The sequence below is a fragment of the Microbacterium oleivorans genome (genome assembly GCF_013389665.1).
GTDB lineage: Bacteria > Actinomycetota > Actinomycetes > Actinomycetales > Microbacteriaceae > Microbacterium > Microbacterium oleivorans_C.
Genome location: NZ_CP058316.1, coordinates 50,243 through 73,215, shown reverse-complemented (window position 1 = coordinate 73,215; position 22,973 = coordinate 50,243). Strand labels below are relative to the sequence as shown.

General features: G+C 70.4%; 22 protein-coding genes. 5 read left to right on the top strand and 17 right to left on the bottom strand.

Going from position 1 to position 22,973, the window contains the following annotated elements; genetic code table 11:
• Position 1: 1 nt before the first annotated feature.
• Genes glgX through glgB form a run of 3 tightly spaced genes read left to right on the top strand, consistent with a single transcriptional unit; the run spans position 2 to position 6,335 of the window.
• Entirely contained in the window at positions 2-2,071 is a 2,070-nt protein-coding gene (gene glgX, locus HW566_RS00390; RefSeq protein ID WP_178009429.1) for a glycogen debranching protein GlgX, read from the top strand.
• A 47-nt stretch (positions 2,072-2,118) separates the two neighbouring features.
• A complete protein-coding gene (locus tag HW566_RS00385; RefSeq protein ID WP_178009427.1) occupies positions 2,119-4,203 on the top strand; it encodes an alpha-1,4-glucan--maltose-1-phosphate maltosyltransferase in 2,085 nt (694 codons plus the stop codon).
• On the top strand, positions 4,200-6,335 hold the full coding sequence (gene glgB, locus HW566_RS00380) for a 1,4-alpha-glucan branching protein GlgB (protein ID WP_178009425.1): 2,136 nt from the start codon (positions 4,200-4,202) through the stop codon (positions 6,333-6,335). The genes HW566_RS00385 and glgB overlap by 4 nt, the downstream gene beginning before the upstream one ends.
• 57 nt (positions 6,336-6,392) lie before the next feature.
• Here glgB and HW566_RS00375 read toward each other — a convergent pair whose 3' ends face one another.
• Together HW566_RS00375 and HW566_RS00370 are read right to left on the bottom strand one after the other, a co-directional pair.
• Positions 6,393-7,346, bottom strand: a complete 954-nt coding sequence (locus HW566_RS00375; protein ID WP_178009423.1) for a tetratricopeptide repeat protein — start codon at positions 7,344-7,346, stop codon at positions 6,393-6,395.
• Positions 7,347-9,131, bottom strand: coding sequence for a glycosyl transferase (locus tag HW566_RS00370; protein WP_178009421.1), 1,785 nt, complete (start codon positions 9,129-9,131; stop codon positions 7,347-7,349).
• Positions 9,132-9,288: 157 nt separating this feature from the next.
• Between HW566_RS00370 and HW566_RS00365 the strand changes: the two genes are divergently transcribed.
• Positions 9,289-10,359, top strand: a complete 1,071-nt coding sequence (locus tag HW566_RS00365) for an AI-2E family transporter (protein WP_178009420.1) — start codon at positions 9,289-9,291, stop codon at positions 10,357-10,359.
• On the opposite strand, the gene HW566_RS00360 is transcribed toward HW566_RS00365, so the two are convergent.
• The 9 genes from HW566_RS00360 to rpsB form a co-directional block, all read right to left on the bottom strand.
• Entirely contained in the window at positions 10,360-11,100 is a 741-nt protein-coding gene (locus HW566_RS00360; protein ID WP_178009418.1) for an alpha/beta hydrolase, read from the bottom strand.
• Positions 11,097-11,378, bottom strand: a complete 282-nt coding sequence (locus HW566_RS00355; protein WP_178009416.1) for a hypothetical protein — start codon at positions 11,376-11,378, stop codon at positions 11,097-11,099. The genes HW566_RS00360 and HW566_RS00355 overlap by 4 nt, the downstream gene beginning before the upstream one ends.
• Positions 11,379-11,388: 10 nt before the next feature.
• On the bottom strand, positions 11,389-12,054 hold the full coding sequence (locus HW566_RS00350; protein WP_256728790.1) for a transglycosylase SLT domain-containing protein: 666 nt from the start codon (positions 12,052-12,054) through the stop codon (positions 11,389-11,391).
• A 46-nt stretch (positions 12,055-12,100) separates the two neighbouring features.
• On the bottom strand, positions 12,101-12,670 hold the full coding sequence (locus HW566_RS00345) for a DivIVA domain-containing protein (protein WP_178009414.1): 570 nt from the start codon (positions 12,668-12,670) through the stop codon (positions 12,101-12,103).
• Complete coding sequence (locus HW566_RS00340) at positions 12,667-13,677, bottom strand: phosphatidate cytidylyltransferase (RefSeq protein WP_178009412.1); 1,011 nt, start codon at positions 13,675-13,677, stop codon at positions 12,667-12,669. The genes HW566_RS00345 and HW566_RS00340 overlap by 4 nt, the downstream gene beginning before the upstream one ends.
• 5 nt (positions 13,678-13,682) lie before the next feature.
• Entirely contained in the window at positions 13,683-14,237 is a 555-nt protein-coding gene (frr, locus tag HW566_RS00335) for a ribosome recycling factor (RefSeq protein WP_178014532.1), read from the bottom strand.
• A gap of 55 nt (positions 14,238-14,292) precedes the next feature.
• Positions 14,293-15,012 carry a UMP kinase gene (pyrH, locus tag HW566_RS00330; protein ID WP_178009410.1) on the bottom strand — a complete coding sequence of 240 codons (720 nt, stop codon included), beginning with the start codon at positions 15,010-15,012 and terminating at the stop codon, positions 14,293-14,295.
• An 85-nt stretch (positions 15,013-15,097) separates the two neighbouring features.
• Entirely contained in the window at positions 15,098-15,925 is an 828-nt protein-coding gene (gene tsf / locus HW566_RS00325; RefSeq protein ID WP_178009408.1) for a translation elongation factor Ts, read from the bottom strand.
• A 104-nt stretch (positions 15,926-16,029) separates the two neighbouring features.
• Positions 16,030-16,959, bottom strand: coding sequence for a 30S ribosomal protein S2 (gene rpsB, locus HW566_RS00320; protein WP_178009407.1), 930 nt, complete (start codon positions 16,957-16,959; stop codon positions 16,030-16,032).
• Positions 16,960-17,239: 280 nt separating this feature from the next.
• Between rpsB and HW566_RS00315 the strand changes: the two genes are divergently transcribed.
• Entirely contained in the window at positions 17,240-17,758 is a 519-nt protein-coding gene (locus HW566_RS00315; RefSeq protein WP_178009405.1) for a M23 family metallopeptidase, read from the top strand.
• A 3-nt stretch (positions 17,759-17,761) separates the two neighbouring features.
• Here the strand turns inward: HW566_RS00315 and HW566_RS00310 are convergent, their stop codons facing one another.
• The 6 genes from HW566_RS00310 to HW566_RS00285 form a co-directional block, all read right to left on the bottom strand.
• Entirely contained in the window at positions 17,762-18,343 is a 582-nt protein-coding gene (locus HW566_RS00310; RefSeq protein WP_178009403.1) for a DUF3060 domain-containing protein, read from the bottom strand.
• Between the two features lie 36 nt (positions 18,344-18,379).
• On the bottom strand, positions 18,380-19,291 hold the full coding sequence (locus HW566_RS00305) for a tyrosine-type recombinase/integrase (protein WP_178009401.1): 912 nt from the start codon (positions 19,289-19,291) through the stop codon (positions 18,380-18,382).
• Positions 19,292-19,464: 173 nt separating this feature from the next.
• Positions 19,465-20,649, bottom strand: a complete 1,185-nt coding sequence (gene dprA, locus HW566_RS00300; protein ID WP_178009399.1) for a DNA-processing protein DprA — start codon at positions 20,647-20,649, stop codon at positions 19,465-19,467.
• Positions 20,646-22,184 carry a YifB family Mg chelatase-like AAA ATPase gene (locus HW566_RS00295; protein WP_178009397.1) on the bottom strand — a complete coding sequence of 513 codons (1,539 nt, stop codon included), beginning with the start codon at positions 22,182-22,184 and terminating at the stop codon, positions 20,646-20,648. The genes dprA and HW566_RS00295 overlap by 4 nt, the downstream gene beginning before the upstream one ends.
• Positions 22,181-22,543: a YraN family protein gene (locus tag HW566_RS00290; protein ID WP_178009395.1), complete on the bottom strand. Its 363-nt coding sequence runs from the start codon at positions 22,541-22,543 to the stop codon at positions 22,181-22,183. Before HW566_RS00290 ends, HW566_RS00295 begins: the two co-directional genes overlap by 4 nt.
• Before the next feature lie 91 nt (positions 22,544-22,634).
• Positions 22,635-22,958, bottom strand: coding sequence for a DUF2469 family protein (locus HW566_RS00285; protein WP_178009393.1), 324 nt, complete (start codon positions 22,956-22,958; stop codon positions 22,635-22,637).
• Positions 22,959-22,973 lie beyond the last annotated feature (15 nt).

The window sequence follows — 22,973 nt, the reverse complement described above, 5'->3', positions numbered from 1 at the left end:
CATGCCCGATCTCCAGAGCGACGCCGGACTGCACGACCCTGCCTGGGACCGCCTCGGCGTCACCCTGCACGAGGAGGGCGGGACGATCCGGGTCTGGTCGCAGCACGCCGGCTCCATCGATCTCGTGATCTTCGACGACGACGATCTCGACTGGGCCGTCGACGAGCGCGCGCTCCGGCCCGTGGGCGCGGGCGTCTGGGAGACCACGTCGGCCGGCCTCCGACCCGGCGCCCGGTATGCGCTGCGCGCGGATGGGCCGCACGGCGCGGGGAACGTCTTCAACCCGCAGACGCTCCTGCTCGACCCATACGGACGCGGCATCGTGACGGGGGGTCCGGGCGACCACCGGTCCGTCGTCGTCGACGATTCGTTCGACTGGCAGGGGGTGGTGAAACCGCGCGTGCCGCGCGATCGGACCGTCATCTACGAGGCTCACGTGAAGGGGCTGACCAAGCGCCACCCCGACATCCCGACGGCCCTGCACGGCACGTACGCGGGTCTCGGGCATCCCGCGATGATCGAGCACCTGGTCTCGCTCGGCGTCACGAGCGTCGAACTGCTGCCGATCCACGCCTTCGAGAGCGAACCCCGGCTGCTGGCGCTCGGTCTGACCAACTACTGGGGATACAACACCCTCGGCTTCTTCGCACCGCACGCCGCGTACGCCACCGAGGATGCGCGACGAGGCGGGCCCGACGCCGTCCTGCGCGAGCTGAAGACCACCGTCCGCAACCTGCATGCGGCCGGGCTCGAGGTCATCCTCGACGTGGTCTACAACCACACCGCCGAGCTCGAGCTCGGCGGACCGAGATCGAGCTTGCGCGGCATCGACAACCGCTCGTACTACCGGCAGCAGCCCGACGGCGCCTATGTCGACGTCACCGGATGCGGCAACTCGGTCGACACGTCGACGGATGCGGTGGCCCGTCTCGTGCTGGACTCATTGCGCTACTGGAGCCGCGAGGTGCAGATCGACGGCTTCCGTTTCGATCTCGCGGTCACCCTGGGTCGGGATCGCGGCCACTCGTTCACCGCCGAGCATCCGCTGCTGCGCGCGATCACCTCCGACCCCGTCCTCGCGGACGACAAGATGATCGCCGAGCCCTGGGATGTGGGCCTCGGCGGCTGGCAGACCGGCGGATTCGGACCCGGCTGGCAGGAGTGGAACGACCGCTATCGCGACGGCGTGCGCAACTTCTGGCTCAGCGACATCGACTACCTGCGACGCGCGGGCACCTCCCCCGCCGGCGTCGGCGGCCTGGCGACGCACCTCGCCGGATCGGCGCCGCTGTTCGGCGCGGACCGGGGACCGCTCGCCGGGGTGAACTTCATCACCGCGCACGACGGTTTCACACTCCGGGATCTGGTCTCCTACGAGGTCAAGCACAACGACGCCAACGGCGAGCACGGCCGGGACGGGGCCGATACGAACCGGTCGTTCAACCACGGCGCCGAGGGCGAGACCGATGTCGTACACGTGCTCGCTGCGCGCCGGCGGGCGATCCGCAACCTCGCCGGCACGCTGCTGCTGTCGGCGGGCGTGCCCATGATCACCGCGGGTGATGAGCTGGCCCGGACGCAGTCGGGCAACAACAACGCCTACTGCCACGACGGACCGCTGACGTGGGTCGACTGGCAGCTGGCGGACTGGCAGGTCGACGTGCTCGAGCATGTCCGGCGGCTCGTCCGGCTGCGCGCGGAGAATCCTGCGCTGCGTCCGGTGCGCTACGCCGCTCCGGACGATGCGGTTCCGGAGGCGTCCGTGATGCATTGGTTCGACGCGGATGGCGAGCCGATGACACCGGCGAAGTGGTCGAACGCCGAGCAGCGCACCCTCCAGTACCTGGCGACGTCGACGCCCCACCGCGAAGCGGACAACCGCGTGCTGCTGGTCATCCACGGGCGCGAGAGCGACGCCGAGGTCGTCCTGCCGGCCGTCGCCGACGTCGATGCCTACGTGTCGCTGTGGTCGAGCGAGGACGAGCGACCGCGCACCGACGCGCGCGCACACCGGCCAGGCGGCGTGCTGGACCTGCGCGGACCCACGCTTCATTTGCTCAGAGCGCGGTGAGGCGCAAGCCCGTTTTTCGAACGGTTCTGCCGCGATAGGTTCGACCCGTGGCATCACCGACGCGTACGACCGCACCCGCCCCGTTCCGCAGCACCGCCGAGATCCCGGTCCGTCCGGTCATCCCTGCGCCGGCGACGGGAGACACCGTCGCCGGACGCATCCCGCTCCAGCATCCGGCCCCGGCCGTCCCGGGAGACGCGTATCGGCCGTCGGCCTTCGCCGGGGAGGCCGTCCCGTTCCGGGTGACGGCGTTCCGCGAAGGTCATGACTCGATCGGCGTGCATCTGCGGCTGGTCGCTCCTTCGGGCGCCGAGTCGCTACACCGACTGACGCCACTGGGAGACGGGTTCGATCGCTGGGCGGTCGTCGTGGCCCCCGTCGCCGAAGGCGTCTGGCGTTTCCGGTTCGAGGCGTTCGGCGACGATTTCGGCACCTGGCAGCACGCGGCAGCGATCAAGATCGCCGCCGGGGTGGACGTCGAACTCATGCGTGAGGCCGGCGCGCTGCTGCTCTCCCGAGCCGCGACGGAGAAGTCTCGTCCGGCGGCCGAGCGCAAGAGGCTCGAGAAGGCGGCGACGACCCTGCGCGATGCGAGCATCGACGACGCCGATGCGCTCGCGCTGGTGAACGACGCCGAACTCGCCGCCGTGTTCGCCGACCGGCCGCTGCAGTCGCTCGTCACCGTCGGCGCGGAACGCGAACTGCTGGTCGAACGCGAGCGCGCCGGGGTGGGCGCTTGGTACGAGTTCTTCCCCCGCTCGGAGGGAGCCGAGCGGTCGGCGGACGGGACCGTGCGCAGCGGCACGTTCGTGACCGCGCGCGACCGACTCGACGGCGTCGCGGCGATGGGCTTCGACGTCCTCTACCTCCCTCCCATCCATCCGATCGGCCGCGCCCATCGGAAGGGACCGAACAACACCCTGACCGCCGGACCGGCCGACCCGGGCTCGCCGTGGGCGATCGGCTCCGAAGCGGGCGGCCACGACGCGATCCACCCCGACCTCGGAACGCTCGAGGACTTCCGCGGATTCGTCGCGGCAGCATCCGAGCGCGGCCTCGAGGTCGCACTCGACCTCGCACTGCAGGCCTCGCCCGACCATCCCTGGGTCACCGCGCATCCGGAGTGGTTCACCACGCTCCCCGACGGCTCGATCGCCTACGCGGAGAACCCGCCGAAGAAGTACCAGGACATCTACCCGGTCAACTTCGACAACGACCCCGCGGGCATCCGTGCCGAGGTGCTGCGGATCGTGCGGCACTGGATCGCGCAGGGTGTGCGCATCTTCCGGGTCGACAATCCCCACACCAAGCCGCTCCAGTTCTGGGAGTGGCTGATCGCGACGATCGCCGACGAGACGCCGGGCGTGGTGTTCCTGGCCGAGGCCTTCACCCGTCCGGCGCCGATGCAGGCGCTGGCCATGGCGGGGTTCCAGCAGAGCTACTCGTACTTCACCTGGCGCAACACCAAGGACGAGATCGAGGAGTTCCTCACGTGGGTCTCGCAGGACACGGCGGACTTCATGCGGCCCAACCTGTTCGTGAACACGCCGGACATCCTCACCGAATACCTCCAGTACGGCGGACGACCGGCGTACAAGATCCGAGCGGCCCTCGCCGCCACCGCGGGAGCTTCGTACGGCGTCTACGCCGGGTACGAGCTGGTCGAGAACGTCGCCCGTCCTGGTTCCGAGGAGAACCTCGACAACGAGAAGTACGAGTACAAGCTGCGCGACTGGGCCGGTGCCGAAGAGCGCGGCGAGTCTCTGGCGCCGTACCTCGCACGGCTGAACGAGATCCGCCGCGCGCACCCCGCCCTGCGCCAGCTGCGGAATCTCTCGTTCCACTGGTCGGACGACGACGCGATCGTCGTCTTCTCGAAGCATCTGCCCGCATCCCTCTCCGCCGACGGCGTGGCCGACACCGTCATCGTGGTGGTCAACGTGGATGCGCACTCGGCGCGCGAGACCACCGTCCACCTCGACACGAGTGTCTGGGGCGTCCGCCCCGGCGACGACTTCGAGGTCGAGGATCTGCTGACCGGTGCCGTCTGGACCTGGAACGACCACAACTACGTGCGCCTCGACGCCTTCGTCGAGCCGGTGCACGTCCTCCATGTGAAGGAACGACGATGAACGCCCCCGCAGACCACGTCCTCGACTCGGTAGCCACCGGTTCCTACCACGCGCCGCACGACGTGCTGGGGGTGCACGAGGTCGACGCCGGGTGGGTCATCCGGGTACGACGGCCCCTCGCGCGGTCGGTGACGGCGGTGTTCGCGAGCGAGCCCGAAGCGTCCTTCCGCCACCTGCGCGGCGGGATCTGGGAGGCCGCCCTGAACGATCAGCCCCAGGCCCACCGCATCGTCGCGACCTACGACGACGCCCCCGCCTGGGTGTCGGACGACCCCTACCGGCACCTGCCGACCATCGGCGCCCTCGACCTCCATCTGATCCGCGAGGGTCGCCACGAGGAGCTCTGGCGGGCGCTGGGTGCGCACGTGCGCATCCACAACGGCGTGCCCGGCGTCTCGTTCGCGGTCTGGGCCCCCAACGCCCGCGCGGTGCGCGTGATCGGCGACTTCAACGGCTGGGACGGCCAGGGGCACGCGATGCGGTCGATGGGCGACTCGGGAGTCTGGGAGCTGTTCGTCCCGGCCCTGGGTGAAGGAGCGGTCTACAAGTTCCAGATCCTCACGCCGGACAGCGTGTGGATCGACAAGGCCGACCCGATGGCTCGGCGCGCCGAGGTGCCCCCGGCCACGGGCTCGGTCGTCACCGACAGCGCCTACGACTGGGAGGATGCGGCCTGGCTCGAACGCCGCTCCACGGCGACGCCGGTCTCGCAGCCCATGTCGGTATACGAGGTGCACCTCGCCTCCTGGCGCGCCGGTCTCGGCTACCGCGAGGCGGCCGATCAGCTCATCGAGTACGTCGAGTCGCAGGGCTTCACGCACGTCGAGTTCCTCCCCCTGGCCGAGCACCCCTTCGGCGGCTCCTGGGGCTATCAGGTCTCGGGCTACTACGCTCCGACGAGCCGGTTCGGCTCCCCCGACGACCTGCGCTACCTGATCGACCGGCTGCACCGGGCGGACATCGGCGTGATCATGGACTGGGTGCCGGGACACTTCCCCAAGGACGCCTTCGCCCTGGCTCAGTTCGACGGTCGTCCGCTCTACGAGCACCCCGACCCCCGTCGCGGTGAGCACCGGGACTGGGGAACCCTGATCTTCGATTACGGGCGCAGCGAGGTCCGGAACTTCCTGGTGGCCAACGCGCTCTACTGGTTCGAGGAGTTCCATGTCGACGGCCTGCGTGTGGACGCCGTCGCCTCCATGCTCTACCTCGACTATTCGCGCGACGAGGGCCAGTGGGAGCCCAACATCCACGGAGGCCGGGAGAACCTCGAGGCCGTCTCGTTCCTGCAAGAGGTCAACGCCACGTCGTACAAGCGGTATCCGGGCATCGCCATGATCGCCGAGGAGTCCACCAGCTTCCCCGGGGTGACCGCGCCCACCGAACACGGCGGACTCGGCTTCGGTTTCAAATGGAACATGGGGTGGATGAACGATTCGCTCCAGTACATCAAGCGCGACCCGATGTATCGCAGCCACCACGAGGGCGAGCTGTCGTTCTCGTTCGTCTACGCCTTCAGCGAGAACTTCGTGCTTCCGATCAGCCACGACGAGGTCGTCCACGGCAAGGGCAGCCTCTTCACCCGCATGCCGGGTGATCACTGGCAGAAGCTCGCCAACATGCGCGCGTACCTGGCGTACATGTGGGGTCACCCGGGCAAGCAGCTGCTGTTCATGGGCCAGGAGTTCGGCCAGATGTCGGAGTGGTCCGAGAGCCGCGAACTGGACTGGTGGATGCTCGACCAGCCGGCCCATCGCGGACTCCACGCCTTCGTGGGCGACATGAACCGGGCCTACCGGGCCGAATCGGCGCTCTGGTCGCGCGACTCCGACCGCGACGCTTTCACGCGGCTCGGCGCGCCGCACTGGAACCCCAATGTGATGGCGTTCGCGCGGCGTGACAACCACGGCAACACCGTCGCGGTCATCTGCAACTTCTCGGGCGAGCCGCTGCACGACTTCACGCTCGAGCTGCCCGACGACGGGTCGTGGCGCGAGATCCTCAACAGCGATGCCGAGGTGTACGGCGGTTCCGGTGTGGGCAACTTCGGCACCGTCGAGACGGTCGACGGCCGCGCCACGCTGACGCTGCCGCCGCTGGGCGTGCTCTGGCTCCGCAATCCCGCCCGCTGACAGGCGGCACCGAGCGACGAGGGTGCCCGGCCGCGGAGGCCGGGCACCCTCGTCGTCTCAGAAGAGCAGAGACGCCAGGCGCGACCGGGCAGCGATGACCCGTGGATCGGAATCGCCGACGAGACCGAAGAGCTCGAGCAGACGGGCGCGGACGGCGGCCCGCTCGTCGCCGTCCACGGCCGCGAACAGATCGAGCAGGCGACCGAACGCGTCATCGACGTGGCCGCCCGCGACGTCGAGATCGGCGACGAGGAGCTGTGCCGGGATGCTACGGGGCGCCGCAGCGGCGGCGGCACGCGCCTCGCCGAGGTCGACGCCCTGCACCCGCTGCAGGAGGGTGACCTGCCCGAGGCCGGCGGCCGCATCGGCGTCCCGCGGGTTCTCGGCGAGGGCCTGCTCGTAGGCCGCGATGGCACGCGGGTAATCGCCCGCCTCGATCGCGGCGAATGCCTCGGCGTGCAGGGGCGGCAGCGATGCCTCGGCGGGCTCCTCGGACTCGGGCGCCGCCTCGTCGGTGACGGGCACCGACCCTGTCACGCCGTGCTGGGCCGCGAGCTGCAGCAGCTGAGCGAACACCTCGCGGACCTGCTGCTCCGGAACCGCCCCGGTGAACAGGGGCACCGGCTGGCCGGCGACGAGCGCGACCACCATCGGGATCGACTGCGCGCGGAAGCCCTGGGCGAGCTGCGGATTGGCATCGACATCGACCTTCGCCAGGACGACGCGACCCGCGAGCTCGACCACGACCTTCTCGAGGACGGGGCTCAGCTGCTTGCAGGGTCCGCACCACTCGGCCCACAGGTCGACCACGACCGGGACGGTCCGCGACAGTTCGAGGACCTCCCCGAAGGACTGGTCGGTGACGTCGAACACGAGCCGCGAGGCGGGAACCGCCGCGCCGGCCTGGGGGGACGCGGCCGCGGTTGCGGGCGCGGGCGCCGCCGGCCGATTGCGCAGCGACGACAGATCGACGGCTCCGCGGAGCACGGCACTGGAGGTGGGATCGCTCATTCAGACAACCTTCGCTGAGAGGACATTGGACCGGTAGCCCAGGAACTGGATGGGTTCGGACGAGCCCGCACCCGGGACGAAGAAGAAGAGCTGGTCGGCGTAGGTCGTCGTGAAGCCGGTCGAGGACTGGGTCACCCCGGTCAGGGCGCTCGCGACGGGGTTCGTGTCTGGCACGTTGATCACGGCGTCCGGGTTGCTCGGCGTGAACGTGTGGTCCTCGGTGATGGTCACCGCGACGATCGCCCCGCTCTCGAGGGTCTGCAACGCGATCGGCGCCTGCGTGCCGGCCTGGGTCGTGAACGAGACGGAGCCCGTCTCGGCGCCGGTCTGGTTGAAGTCGTTGATGATCTGCTCGCGATTGGAGGTCACCCCGGAGCGGAACGCATCGCCGTCGGCCTCGAACAGCTGGGCGAAAGGACTGGCATCGCCGTTGGTGAGCAGGTCGGCGTAGGCCGCGGCGAGGTCCTGCGGCGGCAGGACGAGGAACGGCGAGTCGGGCGCGACCTGAGCAGCGCCCAGGTACTGCGGTGCCAGCTCCGGGAAGGTGTCGGTCGCGAGCTCCGCGATGTACCCGAGCTTGTAATTGGACCACGGGTCCTGCTGGCTGACCGTCATGATCGTGTCGGCGGCCCCGTCGCTGCCCTCGACGACGGCGAGGAAGGTGCGCGGCCATTGAGCGAAGGTCTCAGGCAGCAGGATCTCCAGCGGCTCGGCCGGCACCGGGGGAAGCGGGGCGCGGTCGGTGATGGTGGCCCGGAGCGTGTAGTTCGTCTCACGCTCGGCCAGCGCCGGTCCGCTCAGGCGGGTCGCCGCGAGCGCGGCGTCCGCGTTCGCGTCGGCGGACGACACATCCTCGGCGATGCGGGTCAGGATGCGCTCGGCCTGCCGCTGGGTCACCGCGGGCGGAGCCTGGTCGGGGTCGGCGACCACGGTCGCCGTAGGCGACGGGGTCTCCGTCGGCGCCAGCTGCGGCCATGCGTCGGCGGAGCAGCCCGTCAGCGCCACCACCGACACCAGCGGCAGCGCGAGAAGCGCCTGCCGACCGCGCGTCAGGCGTCGGCGGGGCGGCGTCGCCGACACCACGCCCTTCGCCTCGTCCTCGAGCGAGATGTCGATCGGTTGCGTGGCGCTCATCGGGATGCCCTTGCGGCGTGGACCGCGAGACCGGCGCAGGTGCCGCCACCCGAGCGCGTACATGACGATGCCGAACGCCAGCAGCAGGCCTCCGCCGACGATCAGCGGGCCCGCCCACGGCGTGTTGGACTCGATCGGCCACGTGACCGAGACGTCTGCCGGTGCGGGTGCCGTTCCGTCGGAGGCGATCACCAGGCTCATCTCCTCGGGCAGCTGGAGCGAGGTCATCAGCGCGTCGTCGCGTTGGAACTCCTCGAGCCACAGGTCCGATCCCACCGGGGAGGGCATCGGCGCCACGGTGCCGTCCTCGTTGGGGGCCGGCGTCGCGGTCGCGGCGACCTCGTCGACCGTGATGTCGCCCTGGTCGTCGACACCGAGACGGTTGTGATCGCTGCGCGCGAGCCAGGCCTCGACATCGGCGGTGCGCCCGTAGGCGACGAACACCGTGGCGTCCCCTTCGACGCGGAGAGTCTGGGCACCCGGATGAGATGCGAGCACCGCTCCGTCGAGGAGCGTGAACGGAGCATCGCCGGGAACGGACACGGACGCGCTCACCGTCTCGGGTCCGCGAAGCACCGTTCGCTGCGCGATGCCCGCACCGATCATCACGGTGGCCAGCACGAAGGCGACGACAGCCCAGACGAAACGCACGAAGAAACACCTCTCCACATCCGGAACGGGACCACCGAACGCGTGATCGACGTTTCAGACTATCGAAAACGACCTGAAAGCGTCGTGAGAGGGGTGGCGACCGGGCGAACCGGTGCATCGATCGTAAGGTGAGAGGATTCGACCCCCGGAGGCGTTCGTGAAGCTGCAGAACCCGTTCCGCACGGCCCTCATCGCCACTCTCGGCGTCGGGGTCGGCATCCTCATCCTCGGCGGCATCCAGACGCTGTCGACGATCCTGCTCTACGTGGGCACCGCCCTGTTCCTGGCGCTCGGGCTGGACCCGGTCGTCTCCTGGCTCGAACGCCGCCGTCTGCCCCGGTGGGCGGCGCTGCTGGTGACATTCGCCGCGCTTCTGGCGGCGTTCGCAGGCATCATCCTCATGGTGGTGCCGATCATCGTCACGCAGATCTCGCAGCTCGTGGCGGCCATCCAGGATCTCGTGACGAGCGGCTCGTGGGATCCGGTCACCGCGATCAGGGACTGGCTGACGGCGACCTTCCCGCAGCTGAACGTGGACGAGCTCTTCCAGTACCTCTCCGACTGGTACGCCTCGCTCGACGTGGGAGAGATCGGCGGCTCGATCACGTCGTCCATCATCCTCATCGGCGGCGGCATCATCAGCGGCTTCACCGGCGCGGTGATCGTCCTGATCCTCACGATCTACTTCACCGCCTCGACGCCGAACCTCAAGGCCGCGGTCTACCAGCTCGTGCCCGCCTCGCGTCGGCCGCGCTTCATCGATCTGGCGGAACAGATCACGGCGTCCGTGGGCTTCTACGTCGCGGGGCAGGTGTCGCTCGGCGTCATCAACGGCGTGCTGAGCGCGATCTTCTTGAGCGTCATCAACGCCCCCTTCCCCGCGGTGCTCGCCGTGGTGGCCTTCTTCTTCTCACTCATCCCGCTGGTGGGCACGCTGACGGGCTCGGCCATCATCGTCCTCACCTGCCTCATCCCGGGACTGTCCGACCCGCAGACGGCGCTGTGGGCCGCGATCTGGTACATCGTCTACATGCAGGTCGAGGCGTACTTCATCTCGCCGCGCATCATGAACCGCGCCGTGTCGATCCCCGGTGCCGTCGTCGTGATCGCCGCGCTCGCCGGCGCCGCGCTCGGTCAGCTCCTCGGAGCGCTCGTGGCGATCCCGGTCGCCGCGAGCATCCTCATCATCTACCGTCAGGTCGTGATCCCCCGGCAGAACGAGCGCTGATCAGGCCAGGGCTGACGCCGCATCGGGCGCGTCCCACTCCTCGGGCAGGGGGAGCGCGTCCGGGTTCACCGCAGCGACGATCTCGGTCAGCACCCGCCGCGTCTGCGTCTCACCCACCCACAGGTGCTTGCCACCGTCGACGGCGATGACCGCGGCGTGCGGGATCGCCGCGAAGCGTTCGCGAGCCTCGTCCGGGCGCAGGTAGTCGTCGAACTCGGGCACCACCACGACGACTCGACGGTCCTCCCCCGCCCACGCGGCCACCTCGGACGCACTGGCCCGGTGCAGCGGCGGCGAGAGCAGCACGACCCCCTCGATGTCGTGATCGCGGCCGTACTTGAGCGCCAGCTCCGTGCCGAAAGACCAGCCCACGAGCCAGGGGCGGGGCAGACCGCGCTCGCGGACGAGATCCATCGCGGCGGCGACGTCGAACGCCTCCGCCACGCCGCCGTCGAACGCGCCCTCGCTCGTCCCCCGCGGCGACGTGGTGCCGCGGGTGTTGAAGCGCAGGACGGCCAGGTTCGCGAGGGCTGGAAGGCGTCCAGCCGCCTTGCGGAGGATGTGGGAGTCCATGAAGCCCCCCGCGGTGGGAAGCGGGTGAAGGGTCACCAGCGTCGCGGCGGGCACACCCGACTCCGGAAGCGCCAGCTCGCCGACCAGGGTCAGACCGTCGAGCGTGCGCAGCTCGATGTCCTCCCGGCGGGCGGGCAGCTGAACGGGTCCGCGTATCTCGAAGCTCATCCGATCCTCCAACATGCCGAGTGCCAATGTCTGCGCGCAGCCAGGTCGGCCGCATCACCGAGAACGCCGTCCGCCCGCCACGCCACGACGTGAGCCACACCCACGTCCACCGTCCGCCCGCAGCCGGGACAGACGTAGGTCTTCTGCGCCTGCGCTGCCGAGACGGGCTGCACCGTCCAGGCGTGGCCACGCCGCGTCTCGGTGCGCTTCCACCCGCTGAGCAGACGGTCGAGGGAGTCGTCCGGCGGCTCGGGGCGGCGCCGGTTCGATCGAGGCATGGTGAACCCGTCACCACCAGTGGTTGCTGGTCCAGAAGGCATGCGCCTCGGCCCAGCTGCCGTACCGGCCCACGGCGTAGCCGTTGGCCCACGAGAGGTTGTCGACGGGGTCGTAGCCGCTGCCGGGCACCTTGCTGCACGGGTAGGCCTGCACCAGGCCGCAGGCGCCGGACGACGCATTGGTCGCGTTGGGGTTCCAGCCGCTCTCCCGCGAGACGATGTAGTCGACGTATCCCCAGTCGCTCTCGGGGATGCCTGCGGCCGCGAGCCAGTCGCTCGAGGAGCCGCCACCGGAGTACCGCACCGGCGTCGCGCGGGACGAGGTTCCGCTGGTCGTCTCGCTGGGAGTCGGCGTCGGGGTGGGCTTGGGTGTCACGTAGACGGTGAAACCGGTGCGATCGAGCGACACCGGGGCCTCGGGCTCCGTCACCGTCGTGAGGGCCTGCGCGTCGCCGCGTGAATCCGCCCACAGCGACACGACCTCGACCGGCTTCTCCTGCGCCACCGCGAGGCTCGTGCCCAGCGGCGCGAGCGCTCCCCCGGCCATGCCGACCGCGGCGACCGCGGCGAACACCGAGACGACGCGGCGACGACGCGACCAGCGCGGATCGGCGGCCGGCGCACGACCCGCGACGGCTCGTGAGCCGCGGGGGGTCAATTCGGCACCGGAAGTCACAGTGCTCCCGAGTTTAGCGACCGGTCCACGATCTCTCCATCGATCGTCATCCGATCGCGAGCATCACCGACACGACGGCGTCGAGCACGGCGTCGACCTGCGCCTCGCGGTACCCACCGCGCTGCATCCGGAACGCGACGGTTCGCACCTGCTCGACCGTCAGCGGCTCTCCGGACTCGAGGTAGCGTGCGATGCGGTCGGCCACCATGTCGACCTCGTCGACGCGGTAGCCGTACGCCAGCGCGCCCACGCGCTCGAAGCGCTCACGTTCAGGGCGTGAGAGCCGGTCGAGCACCTCCTGCGCCAGGTTGCGCGAACGGCCGACCCACGCCCGCGCACCGGCGCGGGAGAGCGCGACCTCGCGCTCGCGCGCCGCGAACGCGTCCTCGATGCGGCCGACAGCGGCATCCACCGCTCCGATCGCGTACCCGCCGCGGACCAGCGGGAAGGCCGCACGCCGAACCTCGCCCGAGTCGAGGTCACCGCCTTCGGGCGACTCGAAGGCCTCGCGCGCCCGCTTCAGGAACGCATCGACAGCCGCGCGGTCGTACCCCTTGCCGCGCCCGGGCGCCTCCGGGAACGGGGCGTCGGCCACAGCCGTCTCGATCGAGGTCATGACACCACCAGGGGGGAGAACGCATGGAACAGGATCAGCGCGACAACGGTCGAGGGTAGGATCGAGTCGAGCCGGTCGAGCACGCCGCCGTGCCCCGGGAGCCACGAGCTCATGTCCTTGATGCCGAGGTCGCGCTTGATCATCGACTCGGCGAGATCGCCGAGCGTGGCGGAGGCGAGGATGGCGAGGCCGATGACGACACCGGTCCAGATCGGGAGACCCAGGAGCAGCCAGGCGAACCCGATCGCGACGACGACGGCGACCACCGCGGCGCCTGCGAAGCCCTCCCAGGTCTTCTTGGGGCTGATCCGCGGTGCCATCGGATGCTTGCCGAAGGCGAGCCCGGCCGCGTAGGCGCCGGTGTCGGCACCCACGACGACGGCGATCATCGCGAGCACCCAGAACTCCCCGCCGTCCTGCCGAAGCAGGATCAGCAGCAGACTGCCGAAGAACGGGACGTAGAGCTGGACGAAGCCGCCGATGAGGACGTCGCTCAGCACATCGCCGTAGCGACGCGGCTGCGTGCTCACCATCTGGGCGAGCAGCCGCCACACGATGACCGAGACCACGGCGGCGAAGACGACGACCCAGTGGGTTCCGGCGTCGAGGAAGTACCCCGCGGCCAGCACCGCAGCTCCCGCGACGAGTTGCGGGGCGACATCGATGCGCCGGCCGGAGGCCTGCAGTGCCCGGACGAACTCGAAGACGCCGAGCAGCGCCACGGGAACGGCGAAGAGGACGAAGACCCACTTCACGAAGATCAGCGAGCCCACCACCACGGCTCCGATGGCGAGCCCGATCAGCGTGGCGAGGATGAGGTTGCGTCCTGTGCGCGCATTGATGCGCTCGTTGGCCTGCTCGAGGTCGGCACGCGCCTTGACGATCTGGTTCTCGAACTCGCTCCGGGCGGCACGCACCTGATGATGGAACGACGAGTCACCGGAATCGCGCGAGCGCGACCGCTCGCGATCGGGCTTCGGTGGGACGTCGTCACCGGGTACGCTCATGCGCGTCAGACCTCGAGGAGCTCGGTCTCTTTGCGCTTGAGCGCTTCGTCGATCAGGTCGACATGCGCACGCGTGAGCGCCTCGAGCTCCTTCTCACCGCGGACAAGCTCGTCCTCGCCCACGTCGCTCTTGAGTCCGTCGAGCTCGTCCTTCGACTTGCGCCGGATGCCACGGAGGTGGACCTTGTGGTCCTCACCCTTCGAGCGCACGAGCTTGACGTACTCCTTGCGGCGCTCCTCGGTCAGCTCGGGCATGGTCACGCGCACGATGTTGCCGTCGTTGGTGGGGTTCACCCCGAGGTTCGGCGTGTCGCGGATCGCCTGCTCGATGGCCTTCAGTGCCGATTTGTCGTAGGGCGTGACGATGATCGTGCGCGCCTCGGGGTTGTTCAGCGACGCCAGCTGCGCGAGCGGGGTCGGCGAGCCGTAGTAGTCGACGAGGATCTTCTGGAACAGCGCGGTGTTCGCGCGGCCCGTGCGGACCGTGGCGAAGTCCTCCTTGGCCGCCTCGACAGCGCGCTCCATGCGGGTTTTCGTGTCAGCGAGGATCTCGGGGATCACGGTCACTCCATTCGTCGGTACGTCCGGTCAAGTCTAGTCTGCGAGGGCTCGTCGCTCAGACGGTGACGAGCGTGCCGATCGACTCGCCGAGGAGCGCGCGGGTGACGTTGCCGCCGGGCTCCATGCCGAACACGCGCATGTCGATGCCGTTGTCCATGCAGAGGCTGAAGGCGGTCGAGTCGACCACCTTCAGGCTGCGCTGGAGGGCATCGGAGTAGGTGATGTGATCGATCCGCTCGGCCGTGGGGTCCTTCTTCGGGTCGGCGGTGTAGACCGCGTCGACGCCGTTCTTCGCCACCAGCACCTCGTCGGCCTTGATCTCGAGAGCGCGCTGCGCGGCGACCGTGTCGGTCGAGAAGTAGGGCAGCCCGGCGCCGGCTCCGAAGATGACGACACGCCCCTTCTCCATGTGCCGCTCGGCGCGCCGCGGGATGTAGGGCTCGGCGACCTGGGTCATCGAGATGGCCGACTGCACACGGGTGGCGGCGCCGGCCTGCTCGAGGAAGTCCTGCAGTGCGAGCGCGTTCATGACCGTGCCGAGCATGCCCATGTAGTCGGCGCGCCCGCGGTCCATGCCGCGCTGGCTCAGCTCGGCGCCGCGGAAGAAGTTCCCGCCGCCGACGACGATCGCGATCTCGACACGGTCGACCGCGGCGGCGATCTCGCGAGCGATCTCTCCGACGACATCGGGGTTGACACCGAGCTGGCCGGCGCCGAACGCCTCACCCGACAGCTTAAGCAGGACGCGGCGGCGCCCGGTCTTCTCATCGTTCATCGTGTCCCTCTCGTCGCTGTTGCAGAGTATCGCCCGGACGGGCATGGAAAAGGCCCGCATCCGTGGATGCGGGCCTTTTCGGTGATTACGCGCCGACCTTGAAGCGGGCGAAATCGGTGATCGTGATGCCGGAGTCCTTCGCGACCTGGGCGACGGACAGCTTGTTGTCCTTCGCGTAGTCCTGGTCGAGCAGGGCGACCTGCTTGAAGAAGGCGTTCACACGACCCTCGACGATCTTCGGCAGCGCCGCGTCGGGCTTGCCCTCGTTGCGGGAGATCTCGGTGACGATCTCGCGCTCCTTCTCGACGTCCCCGGCGGGAACGTCGTCGCGGGAGAGGTAGCTCGGGTTGGCGAACGAGATGTGCTGCGCGATCGAGCGGGCCGTCTCGGCATCCGAACCGGAGTAGGCCACCACGACGCCGATCTGCGGGGGCAGGTCCTTGCTCGTCTTGTGGAGGTAGATCTCGAACGCGTCGCCCGCGAGCGTGCGCACGCGACGGAGCTCGACCTTCTCGCCGATGATGGCGGCCTCGTCGTCGATCAGCTGCTCGACCGTCTTTCCCGACGCGTCGGCGGCGAGGGCGGCCTCGACCGAGTCGGCAGAGGCGGCGGCGGCGGCGTCGGCGACCTTGTCGGCCAGCGCGATGAAGCGGTCGTTCTTGGCGACGAAGTCGGTCTCGCAGGCCAGCTCGACGAGGGTGACCTTGCCGTCCTGCTCGCGCGCGACGACCAGACCCTCGCTCGTGGAGCGGTCGGCACGCTTCGCGTTGCCCTTCGCACCCTTGAGGCGGAGGATCTCGACGGCCTTCTCGACGTCGCCGTCGGCCTCTTCGAGTGCCTTCTTCGTGTCGACCATTCCGGTGCCGAGCTGCTCGCGCAGAGCCTTGATGTCGGCGATGGTGAAGTTTGCCATGAGTGGCGGCTCCTTCTGTGTGGGGAAATCTCGTGGATGCCGATCGGCGCGGCCGGGCACAGCCGCGGCCGCGCCGATCGTAGCGGGTCGTGAGGACGCGCTGATTACTTCTCGGTGGCCTCGGCGGACTCCGCCTCGCCGGTCTCGGCCTGCGCCTCGTCGGCGGGGGCCTCCGCAGCGGCGTCGTCGGTCGCGACGTCCGCGGCGGGCGCATCTTCGACTGCAGGCGCATCCTCGGCGGCGGGCGCCTCGGCGGCGGCAGCATCCTCGGAGGGCGCGCTCTGGAGAAGCTCGCGCTCCCACTCGGCGAGCGGCTCGGCCGGCTCGGCCTCGTCGGCCGGCTGGTGACGCTGGATCAGACCCTCGGCCGCGGCGTCGGCGACGATGCGCGTGAGCAGGCTCACCGAGCGGATCGCGTCGTCGTTGCCGGGGATCGGGTACTGGAACTCGTCGGGGTCGGCGTTCGTGTCGAGGATGCCGATGACGGGGATACCGAGCTTCTTGGCCTCGTCGATGGCGAGGTGCTCACGCTTGGCGTCGACGACCCAGATGGCCGACGGCGTCTTCTGCAGGTTGCGGATACCGCCGAGCGACTTGTGCAGCTTGTCGAGCTCGCGCTTCTTGAGCAGCAGCTCCTTCTTCGTGAAGCCGCTCGCGGCGGGGTTCTCGAAGTCGAGCTCCTCGAGCTCCTTCATGCGGGCGAGGCGCTTCGAGACCGTCTGGAAGTTGGTGAGCAGACCGCCCAGCCAACGCTGGTTCACGTAGGGCTGGCCCACGCGGGTCGCCTGCTCGGCGATGACTTCCTGAGCCTGCTTCTTGGTGCCGACGAAGAGGATGGTGCCACCGTGGGCGACGGTCTCCTTGACGTACTCGTACGCACGGTCGATGTACGACAGCGACTGCTGCAGGTCGATGATGTGGATGCCCGAGCGCTCGGTCAGGATGAAGCGCTTGACTTTCGGGTTCCAGCGGCGGGTCTGGTGCCCGAAGTGGACGCCGCTGTCGAGCAGCTGGCGAATGGTGACGACGGCCATGGCCGTTCTCCTTCTGTTTCGGTTGCTGTCCGGACCGACGGCCCGGAGTTCCTGGCACCCGACGCACTTCCGCTCGCCGCCGAAGCGGGAGACCTGGGGAAGATGCGCCGCGATCCGGATCACCGGATCGCTCTGGGCACGCGTAGTCACCCCGACGAGCGAGGTGCGATGCCCAGTGTAGCAGTCGCGGGCCCTCTCCCCCGGTGGTCCGCGGGACGCGGCATCCACAATCGAGACATCCGGACGGACGAGCTGGCGAGGCAGCGACGACACTCGCAACATGCCTCGACACGCCGCACGTTCCGTCGGCGCGATCGCCGTCGCGGTCGCGGTGACTGTCGCGCTGAGCTCCACCACGGCCGGGGCCGCCGTCGGGCGCGACGATCCGACGAACGCGCGATGGCTGCCCCCGGTGGCTTCCCCCACCGTGGTGCGGGGGTTCGAGGCGCCCGAGCACGCGTACGCCGCGGGGCACCGCGGCGTCGACCTGCGCTCCGGCGCCGATGAGGTCGTCGTCGCGCCGGCCCTCGGCGTCGTCGCGTTCGCGGGGCCGGTCGCGGGACGTTCCGTGATCACGATCGATCACGGCGACGGCTTCGTCTCGAGCCTCGAGCCCGTGGACGCCGTCGTCGCCGTCGGAGCCAGCGTCGCGGTCGGTGAGCCGGTGGGTGTCCTGTCGCCCGAGGGGCATGTCGGCCCCGGGACGGTGCACTTCGGCGTCCGCCACCGCGGCGAATACGTCAACCCGCTGCTGCTGGTGGGGGGCTTCGAACGAGCGGTGCTGCTCCCCTGCTGCTGAGCGTCAGTCGGCTCGGATGTCGTTGCGGTCGCCGGACTGCTGAACGGCGCCCAACCGGTCCGCCTCCACGCGGTTGTCGTTGCCCGAGACCGCCACCGTCCCGATCTCGGCCGCATCGACCTCGTTGCGATCCCCGGCGATGGTCAGCGCACCGACCGTGTCGGCCTCCACATCGGATCCCTGCCCCGTGATGTCCAGCGCCCCCACGTCGTCGACTTCGACCTCGATGCGATCGCCGCGCACGATGACGGCATCGACTCGCGCGCCCGACAGGTCGACCTCGAGACCGGCGCCCTCGATCTCGACGCGCGCGCATTCGCCGCTGAAGACGACGTCGAGGTCGGTGCCGCGGACGTCGACGACGCCGTCGATGCAGGCCGGGCCGGCTGCTCCGGGAACCGATGCGCCCGGAGTCGGAGTCGCCGGCGACGGCGCGACGGACGTCGAGGGAGCAGTCGTCGAAGAAGCGGGCGCCGGGGCACTCGGCCGGACGACCCGCTCGGGCGGCGCCGATGCCGCCGGCGCGCAGGCCGTGACGAACAGTACCGCCCCCGCGAGGGCGGACGACACGAGCGCTCTTCTCATGACTCCTACGCTACGGCGCCCGCACGGCGCCTGTTCTCAGGCTCGCGGGTGGGCCTGGCGGTATGCGGCCGCCAGGCGCTCCCCCGAGACATGGGTGTAGATCTGAGTGGTACCCAGGCTCGCGTGTCCGAGGATCTCCTGCACCGCGCGCAGATCTGCACCCCCGTCGAGCAGGTGCGTGGCGGCGGAATGGCGGAGCGTGTGCGGTCCGACCGTCTCCGCGCCCATCGCGGGCCCGAGCCGCTCCGCGACCAGGGTGTAGACCGCGCGCGATCCCATCCGCCCCCCGCGCCGTCCCAGGAACACCGCGTCCGCGCGCCGCGCTCCCTCCGCGGCGCGGGCGGCGAGTGCGGGACGACCCCGCACCGCGTAGGCGTGCAGCGCCGCGAGCGCGGGCCCGCCGATCGGGACGACCCGGTCCCGATCGCCCTTGCCGGTGACGCGCGCGGTCCGACGCTCGTCGTCGATGTCCGCGAGGTCGAGCCCGCACAGCTCCGAGACCCGGATCCCGGTGGCGTAGAGCATCTCGAGCACGGCGTGGTCGCGCAGCAGCACCGGGTCGCCGGTGGCGGCCTCGGTTCGGAGGTCGTCGAGCACCGTTGCGAGCGTGTCGGCGGTCGCGACGCGCGGCAGCGTCCCGGCCCGCTTCGGTGTGGCCAGGCGCAGCGCCGGGTCGACGTCGATCATGGCGCGCTCGGCGGCCCACGAGAAGAAGCCGCGCACGCTCGCGGTGCGCCGCGCAAGCGTCGCACGCGCGTCTCCGCGCTCGCTCGCGCGCCAGATCCAGTCGCGGAGCACGTCGATGTCGACCTCACCCAGCTCGATGTCGTCGGCGGCCTCGGCGAGGTCGCCCAAGTCCGACAGGTACGCCCGCACGGTGTGCTCCGAGAGCCGTCGCACCCGTCGGAGGTGCTCGCCGTACGCCGCCGACGCCGCAGAGATGCGCATGAGAACAGCATGACCGACGTCCCGTACCGGCCCCCGGCGGCACGCGGCAGGGGACGCAGCCCCGTGGCACGACGCCCCTCGCGGTACGGCATCGGGGCCTGGGCCCGCCTCGGACCGTGCCGGGGCTCTCGGACGGCTAGCACCACGGCATGCCCCGGGCGCGGAGCGCAGAGTCACGATCGAGGCCGGCGCCAGCCGCGCGGATCGACCTCGGCTCGACCCTCGAGCGCGAGCAGGCCCAGCAATGCCGTGGCCTCCTCGGCGGGCAGCCCCGAGCGCCGCGCGACCTCCGACACCTGCCGGGGTGTCCGTGCGCTCAGCGCGTCGAGGATGCGGGTGGTGTCGTCCGTGCGGGAGGCGGCCGCGCCGGGATCGGTCGACGGCGGATCATCCGGCGACCAGCCGATCAGCTCCCGCACATCGTCGGCGCTCGTGATGCAGTGCCCGTCGTACTCCCGCAGGATGCGGTGGCACCCGGCGGACGCGGCCGAGGTGACCGGGCCCGGCACGGCGCCCAGCGCACGCCCGAGAGACGCTGCGTGTCCGGCGGTGTTCAGCGAACCCGAGCGCCACCCCGCCTCGACGACCACGGTCGCATCGGCCAGGGCGGCGATCACCCGGTTGCGCTGGAGGAAGCGCCATTTGGTGGGCGCCGTCCCGCAGGGCACCTCGCTGATCACCGCACCCTGCCGTGACAGGCCGGTCAACAGCTCGCCGTGGGCGGCGGGGTAGGCCTTCTCTACGCCGCCCGCCAGCACGGCGATGCCCTGGCCGCCCACGGCGATGCTCGCGCGGTGTGCTGCTGCGTCGATGCCGAACGCCGCACCCGACACGATCGTCGCGCCGCGAGCCGCCAGATCCCCCGCGATCTCCGCGGTCACGCGCACACCGTACGAGGTGGCCGCCCGCGCGCCCACCAAGGCGACCGCCGGCGCCTCCCCCGCCAGCACTGACGCGCGTCCGCGCACCCACAGGGCGAAAGGCGCGTGCACGCCGAGATCGTCGAGCCGCGTGGGCCAATCGGCGTCCCCGGGGATCACCAGACGCGCCCCCACACGCTGCGCGAGCTCGATCGGGTACGTGTGATCGTCGCGTCGCGGCTGCCACCGTCCGAGCGCGCGCGACCAGTCTCGATCGGCGAGCTCGAGCGTCTCGGGCGCCGGGCCGCCGCCCAGGGCGGCCTCCAGCGCGGCGGCGGCCCCCAGTCGCGCGACCGCCAGACCCGCGACCGCGTCCCCGGGCTCGGCGAGCACCGACCATCGGGCGCGGGCGTACCGTTCGGCGACCGCCTCACCGTCGGCGAGCTGTTCAGGCCGGGCGAGGCTGCGAAGGGACGCGCGCAGCTCGGCTGGCTTCATTGCTCGATCCCCTTCTTCAGGAAGAGCGCCCGGCCCACGTCCGAGAGGGTGAGCCGGTCGTTGCCGGCCAGGTCGGCCACCGACCACGCGACGCGCAGCACCCGGTCGTACCCGCGGAGGGTCAGCGCGCCGCGCTGCAGCGCCGTGTCGAGCGGTGCCCGTACCCGAGGCTCGGGTGCCAGCGGACCGTCCCGAAGCCATGCTCCCGACACCTCGGCGTTGGTGCGCCATGGCGTCGGGGCGAGTCGAGCCGCGGCTCGGCGGCGCGCCACGGCCACGCGAGCGCGAGCCTCCTCCGATGTCGTGCCCGACTCCCCCGCCATCGTCAGGTCGGCCACCGAGACACGGTTGAGCGCGAGCTCGATGTCGATGCGGTCCAGCAGCGGACCGGAGAGCCGACCGAGATAGCGCCGGATGGCGATCGAGGGACACGAGCAGGTCCCGCCGCGCACCCCGTACTGCCCGCACGGGCAGGGGTTGGTCGCCAGCACCAGCTGGAACCGCGCCGGGAGGGAGGCCCGGAACCCGGCTCGGTGAATGTCGATCGTGCCCGATTCGAGCGGCTGGCGCAGCGAGTCGAGGGCGTGGGCACCGAACTCGCCCGCCTCATCGAGGAAGAGCACTCCGCCGCTGGCACGCGCGATGGCACCCGGCCGCAGCGACCTGCTCCCGCCGCCGACGAGCGCCGCGACGCTGACGCTGTGGTGCGGGGCCTCGAAGGGCGGCTGGCGGCTCAGCCGATCGAGCGGGTCGCCCGAGAGCGACCGCACGGACGCGACGTGCAGGGCCGTGTCGTCGTCGAGAGGCGGCAGGATGCCCGGGAGCCGCCGAGCGAGCATGGTCTTGCCCGCGCCCGGCGGACCGCTCATGAGCAGGTGGTGGCCGCCCGCCGCGGCGACGACGACGGCGGAAACCGCCTCCTCCTGCCCGCGCACGTCGGCGAGGTCACCCGCCGGGGTCTCCCGCTCCGGTGAGGGGGCCGGCACGACACCGGACTCCGCCTCATCGTCGGACACGTCGAGGTCGAGTCCGTGCCAGCGGGCCACCGCTGCGAGCGACCGGCAGCCCACGACCCGGATCCCCTCCACCAGCTCGGCCTCCGCACGATTGCGCTCCGGGACGATGACGGTGCGGCGTCCGGCGCGTGCGGCGGCCACGACCGCCGGAAGAACCCCCGGTACCGGGCGGAGCCTGCCATCGAGACCCAGCTCGCCGATGTGGACCGTCTCGGCGAGCGACGCGGCATCCATCGGCAGCTCGGTCGCGAGCGCGGCGATCGCGATGGCCAGGTCGAAACCCGAGCCCTGCTTCGGCAGGCTTGCGGGCGAGAGGTTCACCGTCACCCGTCGCCGCGACAGCGGCAGACCGCTGTTGGAGCAGGCGTTGTGCACCCGTTGCTGGGCTTCGGCGAGGGCCCGGTCCGCCAGCCCGACGATGCGGAAGGCCGGGGTCTGGTTCGACAGGTCGGCCTCGACCTCGACGAGGTCGCCGACGAGACCCGTGAGCGAGACCGCCCACGTGCGTCCGACGCTCATCGGAGGTCCTCGATGTGCTCCACGATCGCACTCTCGACGTCCTCACCGGTGATGCCGATGACATCGAGCCGGAGCCGTCGTCCGCGCACACGATCGGGATTCGCCGCGATCCAGGCGCAGGCGAGCCGCCACAGGCGGTCCTTCTTGCGGGCGTCCACCGCCTCGAACGGATGCCCGAACCAGTCGGTGCGTCGCGTCTTGACCTCGACCACGACCAGCTCCGTGCGCGTACCCGCCACGATGTCGATCTCGCCCTGGCGGTGGCGCCAGTTGCGGTCGAGGATGTCGTATCCCCGTTCGGTCAGGTGCCGCGCGGCGCGTTCCTCGCCCGCGCGCCCTCGCTCGTCCTTCGCTGCCATGCCAGCACTCTGACCGCTGGCGGAGCTGTCCGGACCCGTGCCCAGCCGATTGGTGGAGCGGCCGGAGGGCCGGAAGGCTGGGGAGGAGCGATCAGCTGTCGAGCGAGAGCTCGTCGGGCAGCTCGAAGTCGCGGCGCTGAAGCTCCTCGACGTTGACGTCCTTGAAGGTCAGCACACGCACCGACTTCACGAAACGGTCGGCGCGGTAGATGTCCCAGACCCAGACGTCCTTCATCGTGAGCTCGAAATAGAAGTCGTGCTCCGTGTCGCGACGGACGACGTTGACGTCGTTGGCGAGGTAGAAGCGACGTTCGGTCTCGATCACGTACTGGAACTGCGATACGACGTCGCGGTACTCCTTGTAGAGCGCCAGCTCCAGTTCGCGGTCGTAGTCTTCGAAGACTTCGTCATCCATGGTCTCTCCATCCTA